This is a genomic window from Microbacterium esteraromaticum (genome assembly GCF_017303215.1).
Lineage (GTDB): Bacteria > Actinomycetota > Actinomycetes > Actinomycetales > Microbacteriaceae > Microbacterium > Microbacterium esteraromaticum_C.
The window spans coordinates 1,775,502-1,789,612 of sequence record NZ_JAEMWU010000001.1 but is presented as its reverse complement, the minus strand read 5'-3'; the positions used below and the strand labels follow the sequence as shown (position 1 = coordinate 1,789,612).

Here is a 14,111-nt window from a genome sequence, read left to right as displayed (position 1 = left end):
GTCTGGCACAGACATCCGATGTCTATGCCAGGAGAGACAGAAATGGGCACCCCGCGGGGTGCCCATTTCTGTGGTTGAAGGATCAGCGTGCGGCGCTGCCCTCGACGTAGTCCTCATCCTGCGACTTCCAGGCGAACAGCGAACGCAGCTCCTTGCCGGTGACCTCAATGGGGTGACCCTGCTCCTTCTCACGAAGGGCCAGGAACTCCTCGGCACCGTTGTCCTGGTCGTCGATGAAGCGCTTCGCGAACGCACCCGACTGGATGTCGGACAGCACGGCCTTCATGCTCTCCTTGACGCGCTCGTCCACGACGCGCGGGCCCGAGACGTAGTCACCGAACTCAGCGGTGTCGGAGATCGACCAGCGCTGCTTGGCGATGCCGCCCTCCCACATCAGGTCGACGATGAGCTTGAGCTCGTGCAGCACCTCGAAGTACGCGATCTGCGGCTGGTAGCCCGCCTCGACGAGCGTCTCGAAACCGGCCTGCACGAGGTGGCTCATGCCACCGCAGAGAACGGCCTGCTCGCCGAACAGGTCGGTCTCGGTCTCTTCGGTGAAGGTCGTCTTGATCACACCGGCGCGGGTGCCGCCGATCGCCTTCGCGTACGACAGCGCGGTCTGCCAGGCCGAACCCGACGCGTCGCGCTCGACGGCGATGATGTCCGGGATGCCACGACCTGCGACGAACTCACGGCGCACGGTGTGGCCGGGCGCCTTCGGGGCGATCAGGATCACGTCGACGCCCTCGGGCGCGTCGATGTAGCCGAAGCGGATGTTGAAGCCGTGCGCGAAGGCAAGCGTCTTGCCCTCGGTCAGCTTGTCCTTGATCGAGTCGGTGTAGATCGTGCGCTGGTGCTGGTCCGGCGCGAGGATCATGATGACGTCCGCCCACTCGGCAGCGTCGGCGACCGTCTTGACGGCGAAGCCGGCCTCTTCGGCCTTGGCGATCGACTTCGAGCCCTCCTTGAGGGCGATCGCGACCTCGACGCCCGAGTCGCGCAGGTTCATCGCGTGCGCGTGGCCCTGCGAGCCGTAGCCGACGATGGCGACCTTCTTGCCCTGGATGATCGAGAGGTCGGCGTCGTCGTCGTAGAAGATCTCGGTGCTCACTTGTGTTTCTCCTTGATAGTGGTTCGGATGTGGGCCCGGCACGGGACGCCGGGCCCTGAGTCGGTTGTCTAGCCGCGCAGGACGCGCTCGGTGATGCTCTTGCTTCCGCGGCCGATGGCCAGAAGGCCGGACTGCGCCAGTTCCTTGATGCCGAACGGCTCGAGCGCCCGCAGCAGTGCCTGCACCTTGCCCTTGTCGCCGGTGACCTCGATCACCACGGCGTCGGGTGCGTAGTCGACGACCGAGGCGCGGAAGAGGTTGACGACCTCGAGCACGTTGGAGCGGGTGTTGTTGTCGGTGCGCACCTTCACGAGCATGTGCTCGCGCTGCACCGACGACGACTGCTCCAGCTCGACGATCTTGATCACGTTCACGAGCTTGTTCAACTGCTTCGTGACCTGCTCCAGCGGCAGTGCGTCGACATCCACGACGACGGTGATGCGCGAGATGCCGGGCACCTCGGTCACGCCCACCGCGAGGGACTCGATGTTGAACCCGCGACGGGCGAACAGGCCCGCCACCCGGGTCAGCAGACCAGGCGTGTCCTCGACCAGGAGGCTCAGCACGTGTGTCGACATGGCTCAGATCTCCTCATCGAAGGCGGGGGCGTGATCACGGGCGTACTGCACGTAGCTGTTGCTGACGCCCTGCGGCACCATCGGCCAGACCATGGCGTCGGCGCTCACCACGAAGTCGATGACGACGGGGCGGTCGTTGGTCTCCAGTGCGGTCTGGATGGCGGCATCCACGTCCTCCTCCTTCTCAACGCGCAACGCGAGGCAGCCGTACGCCTCGGCGAGCTTGACGAAGTCGGGGATGCGCACCGTGCCGTGGCCGGTGTTCAGGTCGGTGTTCGAGTGCCGACCGTCGTAGAACAGCGTCTGCCACTGCCGCACCATGCCCAGGGACGAGTTGTTGATGATCGCGACCTTGATCGGGATGTTGTTGATGACGCAGGTCGCCAACTCCTGGTTGGTCATCTGGAAACACCCGTCGCCGTCGATCGCCCACACGACACGATCCGGCTCGGCGACCTTTGCCCCCATGGCGGCCGGCACCGAGTAGCCCATCGTGCCCGCGCCGCCCGAGTTGAGCCACGAGTTCGGGCGCTCGTACTTGATGAACTGCGCCGCCCACATCTGGTGCTGGCCGACGCCCGCCGCGTAGATCGCGTCAGGCCCGGTCAGCTCGCCGATGCGCTGGATCACGTGCTGAGGCGCCAGCAGACCATCATCCGTCGACGCGTAGCCGAGGGGGAACTCAGCCTTCAGCCCATCGAGATACGACCACCACTCCTCGGTGTCGGGACGGCTGCCCGAGATCGCACCGCGGAAAGCGGTGTCGAGGTCGACCAGCACGTCACGCACGTCGCCGACGATGGGCACATCCGCCGTGCGGATCTTCGAGATCTCGGCCGGGTCGATGTCGACGTGCACGACCTGGGCATTCGGCGCGAACAGCGACGCCTTGCCGGTGACGCGGTCGTCGAAGCGGGCACCGAGCGACACGATCAGATCGGACTCCTGCAACGCCAGCACGGCAGGAACCGTGCCATGCATGCCGGGCATGCCCAGGTGCTGCGGGTGCGAGTCGGGGAAAGCACCCCGCGCCATCAGCGTGGTGACCACGGGAGCCCCCGTGGACTCGGCGAGCACACGCAGCTCGGCTGCGGCGCCACCGCGGATCACACCGCCGCCGACGTACAGCACCGGCTTCTTCGCGTCGGCGAGCAGCCGGGCCGCGGCCTGGATCTGCTTGCCGTGCGCCTTGGTGACCGGGCGGTAGCCGGGCAGATCGATCTTGGGCGGCCAGATGAAGGGGGCGACCGTCTGCTGAGCGTCCTTCGTGATATCGACCAGCACCGGACCAGGACGGCCCGTCGAGGCGATCTCGAACGCCGCCGCGATCGCACCCGGGATGTCCTCGGCACGCCGCACCAGGAACGAGTGCTTCGTGACGGGCATCGTGATACCCACGATGTCGGCTTCCTGGAAGGCGTCGGTTCCCATCAGCGTCGAGAACACCTGGCCGGTGATCGCGACCAGCGGCACCGAGTCCATGTAGGCGTCGGCGATCGCCGTGACGAGGTTCGTCGCGCCTGGGCCCGATGTCGCGATGCACACGCCCACCTTGCCGGTGGCCGCGGCATATCCCTCGGCCGCGTGTCCGGCACCCTGCTCGTGGCGCACAAGCACGTGCCGCAGGCCCGAGGCGTCCATCAGCGGGTCGTAGACCGGCATGATGGCGCCGCCGGGGATGCCGAACACGTCGGTCACGCCGAGCTTCTCGAGCGAGCGGACAACCGCCTCAGCACCGGAGATCTCGGGCGCCGAGGCAGCGCGTGCGGGTGGCCGGGGCACGGCCGGAGCGGAATCAGCAGTCATGTCATTCCTTGTGATCGATATGCCCGAAGAGCGGTTGCGTCCCTGAACTCGTCGCAGGGTCAACCGGTCGTCGCGCCCTCCGCTGCGGAGCGCACGAGACGGGAGTACTTGGCGAGGACGCCACGGGTATAGCGCGGGGGTAGGGGCTCCCAGCCAGAGCGGCGGGAGCTCAACTCGTCCTCCTCGACGAGTAGCTCGAGGGAGCGAGCCGCGATATCGACCCGTATCAGATCACCATCGCGCACGAAGGCGATGGGACCAGCGTCCACCGCTTCGGGTGCTATGTGGCCGATGCACAGGCCGGTTGTGCCGCCTGAGAATCGTCCGTCCGTCAAGAGTAGTACATCTTTTCCGAGGCCCGCGCCCTTGATGGCTCCGGTGATGGCGAGCATCTCGCGCATACCCGGCCCACCCTTGGGTCCCTCGTAGCGGATGACCACCACGTCACCGGCGCTGATCTCGCCCGCGGCCAGCGCGTCCATGGCCGCGCGCTCGCGCTCGAACACGCGGGCGGGCCCCTCGAACACGTCGGCGTCGAAGCCGGCCGACTTCACCACGGCACCCTCGGGAGCCATCGAGCCGTGCAGGATCGTGATGCCACCCGAGGCGTGGATCGGGTTGTCGAACGTGTGGATGACGTCACCGTCGACGGGGTCGGGGTTCAGGTCGCGCAGGTTCTCGGCGACCGTCTTGCCGGTGACGGTCAGTGCGTCACCGTGGATGAGGCCCTCGTCGAGCATGGCCTTCATCACGACGGGGATGCCACCGTGACGGTCGACGTCGTTCATGACGTACTTGCCGAAGGGCTTCATGTCGGCGATGTGCGGCGTCTTGTCACCGATGCGGTTGAAGTCGTGCAGGGTCAGGTCGACGCCCGCCTCGCGGGCGATCGCCAGAAGGTGCAGCACGACGTTGGTCGATCCGCCCAGTGCCATCGCCAGGGCGACGGCGTTCTCGAACGACTCCTTGGTGAGGATGTCCTTGGTGGTGATGCCCTGGCGCAGCAGTTCGACGACGGCCTCACCCGAGCGGTGCGCGAAGTAGTCGCGGCGGCGGTCGGCCGAGGGCGGCGCCGCCGAGCCCGGCAGGCTCAGTCCGAGTGCCTCGGCAACGGATGCCATCGTGTTGGCCGTGTACATGCCGCCGCAGGCGCCTTCGCCGGGCGCGAAGGCGCATTCGATGCGCTTGAGGTCCTCTTCGGTCATGCGACCCGCTCGACAGGCGCCGACGCCCTCGAACGAGTCGATGATCGTGATCTCTTTCTCGGTGCCGTCCGAGAGCTTGACCCAGCCGGGTGCGATCGACCCGGCGTACAGGAAGACGCTCGACAGGCCGAGGCGGGCGCTGGCCATGAGCATGCCGGGGATGGACTTGTCGCAGCCGGCGAGCAGCACGCTGCCGTCGAGGCGCTCGGCCATCATCACCGTCTCGACGGAGTCGGCGATGACTTCGCGCGAGACGAGCGAGAAGTGCATGCCCTCGTGCCCCATCGAGATGCCGTCCGACACCGAGATGGTGCCGAACTGCAGCGGGTAACCGCCACCGGAGTGCACGCCTTCTTTGGCGCCCTGTGCGAGCCGGTCAAGGCTCAGGTTGCAGGGGGTGATCTCGTTCCAGCTGGAGGCGATGCCGATCTGGGGCTTGTCCCAGTCGGCGTCGCCCATGCCGACGGCACGGAGCATGCCTCGCGAGGTGGTCGCCTCGATGCCGTCGGTCACGACGCGGCTGCGGGGCTTGATGTCGATGTCAGAGGTGGCGCCGGGCGCGCCGGTGTGAGCTTCGGGGGTGGCCATGACGGCAGTCTATTCCCGACTGGCGCCCCGCTCGGTCGCGATGACGCGCAGAAGCTCCGCGATCTGCTGCGGAGACTCCACCCGAAGGGTCGCTGCGGTCGGTCCCGTACCGACCCGAACGCCCAGATCACCCGACTGCAGCACCTGCAGCGCATCCTCGTCGGTGACGTCGTCACCGGCGAACAGCACGCCCGTCGCACCGGTGTGCGCGCGCAGCACGCCGATGGCGGCGTCCTTCCCCTCGTCGCGCGACGAGAACTCGAGGATCCGATCGCCGGTGCGGCGTCGCCAGTGCGGCGCGCGGCGTGCGAGCACCTCATCCGCCTGTGAGAACGCCGCGCGCTCGACGGTGGGCTCGGCGGGGCGTCCGTGGATGCCGATGCCGAAGGTCTTGGTCTCCAGCGCGACTCCTGCGTATTGAGCCATCAGCGGCGCGAGCTCGTCGAGCAGCGCGTCGCGCAACGCGGTCTCGTCGGCGGTCGGCACGATGTCCTGCTCGCCCTCGCCGGGGTACCAGTACTGCGCGCCGTGGGATCCGGCGAGCACGATTGGCGAGTCGTCGAGGTGTTCGGCGATCTCGCGCAGGTGCGCGAGGCTTCGGCCCGAGACGAACGCCACCGTGGTGTGCGGCAGTGCCGTCAGGCGCGCGATGGCATCCGATACCTCGGGAACGGCGCGCGCCGACATCGGTTCGTGCACAAGCTCGGATGCCGTGCCGTCGAAGTCAAGAGCGACCAGCAGCCGCGGGGTGCGCGCGATCGCGACGACGTCCGGGTCGGTCGAAGCAGGGTCCCAGGTGCGCGTCATCGGCTCGCCGCCGCTCCGTCGCGCTCGCGCGAGGCCTCGCCCAGGGCCGACAGGAACGACTGCGACCAGGCGCTGACGTCGTGCTCGAGCACGCGCCTGCGCAGCGAGCGCATGCGCTTGGACTGTTCAGAGCGCGGCATCTCGATCGCGGTCATGATCGCGTCCTTCAGCCCCTCGATGTCATGCGGATTGACGCGCACCGCCTGGCGCAGCTCGTCGGCAGCCCCGGTGAACTCACTGAGCACGAGAACGCCCCGATTGTCGCCGCGTGTGGCGATGTACTCCTTGGCCACCAGGTTCATGCCGTCGCGCAACGCCGTGACGAGCATGACGTCGGCCGCCAGGTACATCGCGACCATCTCCTCGCGCGGATACCCCTGGTGCAGGTAGCGGATGGCGGTGTGGCCGAGAGTGTCGTGGTCTCCGTTGATGCGGCCGATGGCGAGCTCGACCTCGTCGCGCAGGTGCATGTAGGCGTCGACACGTTCACGGCTGGGACTGGCGACCTGGATGAACGCCGCGTCCTCGACCGAGATATGGCCCTGATCGAGCAGTTCGCCGTATGCCTTGATGCGATGGCGGATGCCCTTGGTGTAGTCGAGCCGGTCAACACCGAGCAGAATGCGCTTCGGGTTCCCCAGCCCCTCGCGGATCTCCTGCGCGCGCGCCTGGATGTCGGGCCGTGCGGCGAGCTCGCGGTACGGGGTGGTGTCGATCGAGATCGGGAAGGCCTTGACCAACGGGCGACGCCCATCGGGCAGTGCGATCGTCGTGGCCTTGGTCTCGTAGCCCAGTCTGCGCTTGGCCGCCGCGAGAAAGTTGGTGGCATCCTGCGCGCGCTGGAAACCGATCACGTCGGCACCCAGCAGGCCGCGCAGCACTTGGTCGCGCCACGGCAGCTGTGCGTACAACCCGTGGGCCGGGAACGGAATGTGGTGGAAGTAGCCGATCGTGACGTCGGGGCGCAGGTTGCGCACCATCTCGGGAACGAGCTGCAGCTGATAGTCGTGCACCCAGACGGTACCGCCCTTCGATACCGCCGTCGCGGCGGCCTCGGCGAAGCGCAGGTTCACCGACACGTACGCCTCCCACCACTCCCGGTGATACTGGGGCGGGGCGATCACATCGTGGTACAGGGGCCAGATGGTGTCGTTCGAGAAACCCTCGTAGTACTGCTCGACCTCGTCAGCGCTCAGCCGCACCGGCAGCAGCCGGATGCCGTCGGCGGTGAACGGTGCGATGTCGAGGTCGGGCTGACCGGCCCAGCCGACCCAGGCACCGTCGACACTGCGCATCATCGGCTCGAGCGCCGCGACCAGACCGCCCGGGGAGGTGCGCCAGATCTCGTCGCCGTCGGGGGTCAGAATCCGATCCACGGGCAGACGGTTGGCTACGACGACGAACTCTGCGGTGGTCACTGGGCGACTCCTCTGCTCGGAGCCTCCAGGCTACCCAGTGCCGCCGATCAGCGTCGGATCGGTGTCATGAAGCGATTCGCGATACCCGCGGCCAGGACGATCGACGACGCCACCAACGGCATCATCAGCGCCGCCTGCGTGCCGACGGACTCAGCGAGCTCGCCCGTCACGGCCGACGCCAGGGCCTGCCCGACCACGACCCCCGAGCCGAGCATGGTCATGACGGTCGCAGAGCGTCCGAGAGGGCTGCGCGAGGCGCCGAGACTGTACTGCGTGACCAGGGTCGGCCCGACGCCGATCCCCAGCAACGCGAGCGCGAGCGTCATCATGCCCACGCTCGACGCGGTGACGACCAGCGCCGACCCGGCGAGCAGGATGCCACCGAAGACGAGCCATCTCGCGGCCAGGGTGAACCGTGCCGGTAGCCACGCGACCCCCAGGGCGAGGATGGCCGAGCCGATGCCCATCACGCCATAGAGCAAGCCGGCCTGCTCGGGCGCACCGCGGTCGGCCATGAACGCGGTCAAAGCGGTCAGCGTCGATCCGAAGAACAGCCCGACGCCGAAGATCCCGACCACGACCGTCAGCAGTGCCGGGTGGAACAGTTCCGACACGGCGGATGGCGCCGCTCCCCCCGGCGTCCGCGTCGCCGACACATGCCGGCCGGTCGGGTGCAGGGCGAACGCTCCCACGAACACGAGCGTCAGCACTGCGGCGAGCACGATCGGCGCCCACGGTGCGATGAACGAAGCCAGGATGCCGACGAGGAACGGCCCGAAGACGAAGACCGTCTCATCCGCCGCTGACTCGTACGACATCGTCGCCGAGGTGGTACGGGCGCGGCGCGCCTCGGGCATCCGCTCGTCGATGATGGTGACCAGGCGCGAACGCGACATCGGCGACACCTGCGGGGCGCTCGCGCCGATCGCGAAGCCGGCGGCGAGCACCGCGACGTCGGTGGCGGGGCTGTAGACCACCAGCGCGAACACCGCGAGCATGGCGGAGTTGACGACGGCCGCTGCCACCAGCACCGGTCGCTGACCATACCGGTCAGCCGCAGCGCCCAGAAACGGACCGATCAGCGCGGTACCCGCGCCGACCGCCGCCGACGACAGGCCACCGAGCGACAGCGATCCGCGGGCGGTGACCACCATCGTGAGCACGCCGACCACCATCATCGCGAAAGGCAGTCGGGCCACGAAGGCGATGAGGAAGTACGGCCAGCCTGCCATCGTGAACAGGCTCGGTGACGTCGTAGGAGATGTCTGTGTCATGGCTCTCGCGCGTCGAGGACGCGGGTCGGGTGCCGCCGATTTCCGCCGGGATGCCGACGGCCGGTAGATACACAGGTGAAGGCGCGGAGGCGCCGTACAGAAGTGTAGTCGAGCCGACCGATATTAACCTGAAGGCCAGGATAGGTTAGGCTCACCTAGCCCCACCCGATGCAAGAAGAAGCGACACCCGTGAGCACCGCCTCCCCCACCACCGTCGTCGACCTGCTCCGCGGCCACCCGACGGCCACCGCCGTGTGCACGGACGACGGCGATCTCACCTACGCAGAACTCGCCAACCTGGTCGGCGCCGCACGCGAAGCGCTCGGCACGACACGACGACTCGTGCTCGTCAAGGGCGCGAACACAGTGTCCGCGCTCACCGCGTACCTGGGTGCTCTCGCCGGCGGCCACCCGGTGCTGCTGGCCCCCGGTGGCGACGATGAATCGGCCGTGCGCACGCGGCAGACGCTCATCGAGCGTTTCGACCCGGACATCCTCACCGGCGACGGGACGATCATCGAGCGCAGGCCGGGCACCGCGCACACCCTGCACGAAGATCTCGCGCTCGTCACCAGCACATCCGGTTCCACGGGCTCGCCGAAGCTCGTCCGCATCTCAGCCGACGCTCTGCTGTCCAACGCCGCCGCGATCGCCGAGTACCTGCGACTCGAGCACGACGACCGCGCGATCACCACCCTCCCGATGCACTACTGCTACGGACTGTCGGTCATCAACAGTCACCTGCTCGCCGGAGGCAGCCTGGTGCTCTCGGACCTCTCCGTCACCGACGAGCGATTCTGGCCACGCGCAGCGCAGACGAGCATCACCGGTCTCGCCGGCGTGCCCTACACATTCGATCTGATCGACGCCGTCGGCGGTACCGAAAGGCTGCCCCGCAGCATCCGCTATCTGACGCAGGCCGGCGGGCGTCTGCCCGCCGAGCGCGTGCGCGCGCTCGCCCGGGCTGGACGCGCGCAGGGCTTCGAGTTCTTCAGCATGTACGGGCAGACCGAGGCAACGGCCCGGATGTCGTACGTGCCGTCCGAGGACGCCGAACGGGCAGCGGGCTCGATCGGCCGACCGATCCCCGGCGGATCATTCCGTATCGACGCCCACGACGGCGAGTCGGGTGAACTGGTGTACTCCGGCCCGAACGTCATGCTCGGCTACGCCGAACAACCTGCCGACCTCGCGCTGGGTCGGTCGGTGCACGAGCTGCGCACCGGCGATCTCGCGCGATGGCGACCGGATGGCTATGTCGAGATCGTCGGCCGGATGAACCGCTTCGTGAAGGTCTTCGGGCTGCGCGTGGATCTCGACGCCGTACAGAGTCACCTCGACGACGTCGGGATTCCGTCGCGCGCTGCGGCCGACGGCGAGGAACTGCTCGTCTTCGTCCGACACGGTCGCGACGCGACCCGAGCGCGCGACGAGGTGTCACAGCGTGTCGGTCTGCCCGCGACGGCGGTGACCGTGCACGTCGTGGACGCGTTCCCGGTGACCTCATCGGGCAAGCCTGACAATGCTGCGCTCGTCGCGCACCACCGCGCCGAGCGCGCCGCCGCGCCGTCGTCGGAGGCGCGCTCGGCTGAGGAGATCACTCCCGCTCGCGTGCGCGACGTCCTCGCCGTGTGCACGGGCAGAGCGGATGCCACGATCGACGACAGCTTCGCCGGGCTCAGCGGCGACTCTTTGAGCTACGTCGAGGCCGCCGTGCGCCTGGAGGATCTGCTCGGTCCGCTCCCCCGCGACTGGCCGTCGCGATCAGGCACCGAGCTCGCCGCCCTCGGCGCGACGGGCCGCGCACCCGGCACGGATGCTGCCCGCGTGGCAGACTCCGCCCAGGGCGGCCCCACTGCGCAAGAGGCGACGCCCCGCCGCGCCATCGCCGCGCTCGAGACGCCCGTGCTTCTGCGCGCGATCGCGATCGTCCTGGTCGTGGGCACGCACGCGGACCTGTTCCTCGGCGACGGCTTCTCGCTCAAGGGCGGCGCTCATCTGCTGCTCGTGGTCGCCGGGTACAACCTCGCCCGGTTCGCACTGTCACCGTCGGCACGGGACCGCCCGCGCCGACTGCTCACCGCGGTGGCGCAGATCGCTGTCCCGGCCGTGCTGTGGATCGGCGCCGTCGGACTGCTCAGTGGCAAGTACGACCCGACGACCGCCCTGCTCGTGAACAACGCCGTGCCCGCGGACGGCCTGTGGAACGAACAGTGGCAGTTCTGGTTCCTCGAGGCGGTGGTGTGGACCATGCTGCTGCTCTCAGCGGCCTTCGCGATACCGGCCGTCGATCGGCTCGAACGTCGAACCCCCTGGGCCTTCGCGCTGGGTGCTCTCTTCGTGACCGTCGCCGTGCGCTTCGCACTGCTCGGCCTGGACCCCGCTCAGCACGTGGAACGATATGCCATCGCCACCGTGCTCTGGTGCATCGCGCTCGGGGCCGTCATCGCGCGTGCCGACAGCACACGCCGGCGCGCTCTGGCGACGGTGATCGCGGTCGCCCTCATCCCCGGGTTCTTCGGCGATCCACTGCGCGAGGCCATCGTGGCCCTCGGTGTGCTCGCGCTGATCTGGGTGCCGGCCGTACCGGTGCCGACCGCGGTGCGTCCCGTGCTCACCACACTCGCCTCGGCCTCGCTGTTCATCTACCTCACCCACTGGGTGGTGTACCCGCCGTTCGAGCTGACCGCGCCCGCGGTCGGGACGGTCCTCTCCCTCGCGGTCGGTGTCGTCGTCTGGGCCCTGTACCGCCGCGCGCAGCGCGCCGTCAGCGCGCGGGATAGAGCACAGCGCCACCGCCGACGCGCAGGGTGATGACGTCGCCGTCGTTGGTCTCGGCAGCGCGGTGCGTAGGCACCTGCAACCAGACGCGGGTGCGGTCCTCCCCCATGATGTCGACACGCAGCTCCGTGCGGGCGCCGACGGCGCGCCGTGCCGTGATCGTCGCCGAGCCCGCGATGGTCCCCTCGGCGCCGGTCGCGTCAGAGACCATCTCCAGCTGGCTGGGGCGCACCATGGCGAGGATCTCGGGGGCACCTGCCGACAGATCATGCCGCACGGACACCGTTCCGAGCGCGCACGTGATCGTGCCGGAATTCTCCCTGCGCGCGCGCAGGTACAGCGCGTCTCCGAGGAAGTCCGCCGTGGCCCGATCGGCCGGCGCATCGAACACGGCCCCGGGCTCACCGTGCTGAGCGAGTCTGCCCGCCGTGACCACACCGATAAGGTTCCCGAACGACAGCGCTTCGTCCTGATCGTGGGTGACCAGCACCGTAGTCACCCGGGCGTGCTCGAGGATGTCGATCGTCGCCTCACGCGTCTGCGCGCGCAGGCCCGCATCGAGGGCGCTGAACGGCTCGTCCAGCAGCAGCACGCCGGGCGCGGGCGCGAGCGCTCGGGCCAGTGCCACCCGCTGCTGTTGACCGCCCGACAGCTCGTGCGGACGGCGATCGGCGAGTTCCGGCGCCAGCGAGGTGAGCTCCATCATCTCGCGCACCCGCTGCGCCCGCCCCGGTCCACGCGACAGGCCGAAGGCGATGTTGGCGGCCACCGTGAGGTGCGGAAAGAGCGCACCGTCCTGCGGCACGTATCCGATGCCTCGGCGGTGGGCGGGCACCGAGGTGCGGGGGTCGGCGAGCAGCGTGTCACCGAGCACGATGCTGCCTCTGTCGGGCCGCTCGAATCCGGCGATCAGCCGCAACAGCGTGCTCTTGCCGCTGCCGGATGCTCCCACGAGTGCCATCCGCGCACCGTCCGGCACGGCGAAGTCGACGTCTCGGAGTACCTCGGTCGCACCGAAGGACTTGCCCACACGTTCGAGTCGAAGAGTCATGCACGCCCCGTCGCTTCAGAGAACATCAGATGCACGGCCGGTACCGACAGTGCGATCAGCGTCAGCGCGTAGGGAGCGGCCGACACGTAGTCGAGGGCTGAGGCTGCCGACCAGAACCCGGTCGCAACGGTCTCGGTGCCGATCGGCGCGAGGAGCAGCGTGGCCGTCAGCTCGTTCGAGGCGCCGAGCGCCACCAGCGCCGCTCCGCTGGCGGCGGCGGGCACGAGCAACGGCACGGTGACGCGCAGGCGGGCCCGCCAGGGCGGGACGCCCAACGAACGGGCTGACTCTTCCCAGGCGGGTGAGATCTGGGCGAGCCCGGCGCGCAACGGCACGAGTAGCCGCGGCAGGAACAGGATCGCGTACGCCACGATTACGGTGACGGCCGTTTGGTACAGCATCGGGGCGACCGTGAGTGTGACCCCCACCAGTGCCAGCGCCACGATGATTGCAGGAAAGCTCCCGGCGACATAGAAGGCGCCCTCCAGCGTGCCGCTGATCCGTCCACGGTGACGTACCGCCAGCCAAGCGACAGGCAGCGCCACGAGCAGGCACACCAGCGCTCCACCCACCGATAGCAGCACCGTCTGGCCGGCCGCGGACACGACCGACGTCCAGTCGTCGAGTCCGCTGCTCAGCGACCATCGCAGCACCGAAGACAGCGGGACGAGCACCGCTGCACTGAGGAAGACGAGCAGGGCGAGCACCGCCGGCACGGTCCAGCGACCGAGGTCCGCGCGTCCGCCGGGGCGGGATGCGGCGCTGCGCGACAGCCGCGACGTGCCCCGCAGGCGGTTCTCACCGATCACGAGCAGAAGGCACAGAGCGGCAAGCACCACTCCGAGGGCGGCCGCGAGAGCACCGCCGAAGTTCGCACGGTAGGCGTCCATGATCGCGGTGGTGAACGTGCCGAACTCGAGGAACGCGAACGCGCCGTACTCCGCGAGGAGGTGCAGTCCGACCACGAGGCCACCGCCGATGGCGGCCATCCTCAGCTGTGGCAGCACCACACGCGCGAACACCCGCCATGGACCGAGCCCGAGCGAGCGAGCGCTCTCTTCGAGCGCAGGGTCAAGGCCGCGCAGGGCCGCGACCGCCGGCAGGTACACCAGCGGTGAGTACGCGCAGGCGGCGATCAGCACCGCACCACCGAGCCCGCCCAGCCAGGGGGCGACGCTCGCCCAGCCGTAGCTGGTCACGAACGCGGGGATCGCCAAGGGCGCCGCCAACGTTATCGCGAAGAACCGGCGCAGCGGCAACGACGTTCGCTCGACCAGCCATGCCCCGCCGATGCCCACGACGAGCGTCGCGGCCACTCCCAGCACCACGAGCAGCACCGTGTTGACGGTCAGCTCGGCGACTCTCGGGCGCACGAGCAGCTCGACCAGTCGAGGGAGGCCCGTCTGGATCGACGACACGACCACATAGCCGACGGGGATCAGTGCGATCGCAGCGGCCGCGGCGACGCCGATTGCCAGCATCCAGGGGTACG

10 protein-coding genes are annotated in these 14,111 nt (G+C 68.8%); 1 reads left to right on the top strand and 9 read right to left on the bottom strand.

Going from position 1 to position 14,111, the window contains the following annotated elements:
• Positions 1-82: 82 nt before the first annotated feature.
• Genes ilvC through JF543_RS08140 form a run of 7 tightly spaced genes read right to left on the bottom strand, consistent with a single transcriptional unit; the run spans position 83 to position 8,745 of the window.
• Positions 83-1,153 (bottom strand): ketol-acid reductoisomerase, encoded by a 1,071-nt coding sequence (gene ilvC, locus JF543_RS08170; RefSeq protein ID WP_347401126.1) that lies wholly within the window; start codon positions 1,151-1,153, stop codon positions 83-85.
• A gap of 26 nt (positions 1,154-1,179) precedes the next feature.
• Complete coding sequence (gene ilvN, locus JF543_RS08165; RefSeq protein ID WP_179411050.1) at positions 1,180-1,689, bottom strand: acetolactate synthase small subunit; 510 nt, start codon at positions 1,687-1,689, stop codon at positions 1,180-1,182.
• 3 nt (positions 1,690-1,692) lie between these two features.
• Positions 1,693-3,495: an acetolactate synthase large subunit gene (locus JF543_RS08160; protein WP_179411051.1), complete on the bottom strand. Its 1,803-nt coding sequence runs from the start codon at positions 3,493-3,495 to the stop codon at positions 1,693-1,695.
• A 59-nt stretch (positions 3,496-3,554) separates the two neighbouring features.
• A complete protein-coding gene (ilvD, locus tag JF543_RS08155) occupies positions 3,555-5,288 on the bottom strand; it encodes a dihydroxy-acid dehydratase (RefSeq protein WP_179411052.1) in 1,734 nt (577 codons plus the stop codon).
• A 9-nt stretch (positions 5,289-5,297) separates the two neighbouring features.
• The gene (gene otsB / locus JF543_RS08150; protein ID WP_206823695.1) at positions 5,298-6,095 is read right to left on the bottom strand and encodes a trehalose-phosphatase; all 798 of its coding nucleotides are present in this window, start codon (positions 6,093-6,095) and stop codon (positions 5,298-5,300) included.
• Entirely contained in the window at positions 6,092-7,513 is a 1,422-nt protein-coding gene (locus JF543_RS08145) for a trehalose-6-phosphate synthase (protein WP_179411054.1), read from the bottom strand. The genes otsB and JF543_RS08145 overlap by 4 nt, the downstream gene beginning before the upstream one ends.
• Before the next feature lie 47 nt (positions 7,514-7,560).
• Positions 7,561-8,745, bottom strand: coding sequence for an MFS transporter (locus tag JF543_RS08140; RefSeq protein ID WP_242519417.1), 1,185 nt, complete (start codon positions 8,743-8,745; stop codon positions 7,561-7,563).
• Positions 8,746-8,976: 231 nt separating this feature from the next.
• Between JF543_RS08140 and JF543_RS08135 the strand changes: the two genes are divergently transcribed.
• Complete coding sequence (locus tag JF543_RS08135) at positions 8,977-11,601, top strand: AMP-binding protein (RefSeq protein WP_206823689.1); 2,625 nt, start codon at positions 8,977-8,979, stop codon at positions 11,599-11,601.
• On the opposite strand, the gene JF543_RS08130 is transcribed toward JF543_RS08135, so the two are convergent.
• Both JF543_RS08130 and JF543_RS08125 read right to left on the bottom strand, forming a co-directional pair.
• Entirely contained in the window at positions 11,555-12,619 is a 1,065-nt protein-coding gene (locus JF543_RS08130; RefSeq protein ID WP_206823682.1) for an ABC transporter ATP-binding protein, read from the bottom strand. The two genes, JF543_RS08135 and JF543_RS08130, sit on opposite strands and share 47 nt — an antisense overlap.
• On the bottom strand, positions 12,616-14,100 hold the full coding sequence (locus JF543_RS08125) for an ABC transporter permease (RefSeq protein WP_206823680.1): 1,485 nt from the start codon (positions 14,098-14,100) through the stop codon (positions 12,616-12,618). Before JF543_RS08125 ends, JF543_RS08130 begins: the two co-directional genes overlap by 4 nt.
• Positions 14,101-14,111 lie beyond the last annotated feature (11 nt).

Excerpts from the sequence above, each read along its gene's own strand:
- ilvN (WP_179411050.1), bottom strand. The coding sequence starts at position 1,689 with ATGTCGACACACGTGCTGAGCCTCCTGGTCGAGGACACGCCTGGTCTG.
- ilvD (WP_179411052.1), bottom strand. The coding sequence starts at position 5,288 with ATGGCCACCCCCGAAGCTCACACCGGCGCGCCCGGCGCCACCTCTGAC.
- JF543_RS08130 (WP_206823682.1), bottom strand. The coding sequence starts at position 12,619 with ATGACTCTTCGACTCGAACGTGTGGGCAAGTCCTTCGGTGCGACCGAG.
- otsB (WP_206823695.1), bottom strand. The coding sequence starts at position 6,095 with ATGACGCGCACCTGGGACCCTGCTTCGACCGACCCGGACGTCGTCGCG.
- JF543_RS08160 (WP_179411051.1), bottom strand. The coding sequence starts at position 3,495 with ATGACTGCTGATTCCGCTCCGGCCGTGCCCCGGCCACCCGCACGCGCT.
- JF543_RS08125 (WP_206823680.1), bottom strand. The coding sequence starts at position 14,100 with ATGCTGGCAATCGGCGTCGCCGCGGCCGCTGCGATCGCACTGATCCCC.
- JF543_RS08140 (WP_242519417.1), bottom strand. The coding sequence starts at position 8,745 with ATGGCAGGCTGGCCGTACTTCCTCATCGCCTTCGTGGCCCGACTGCCT.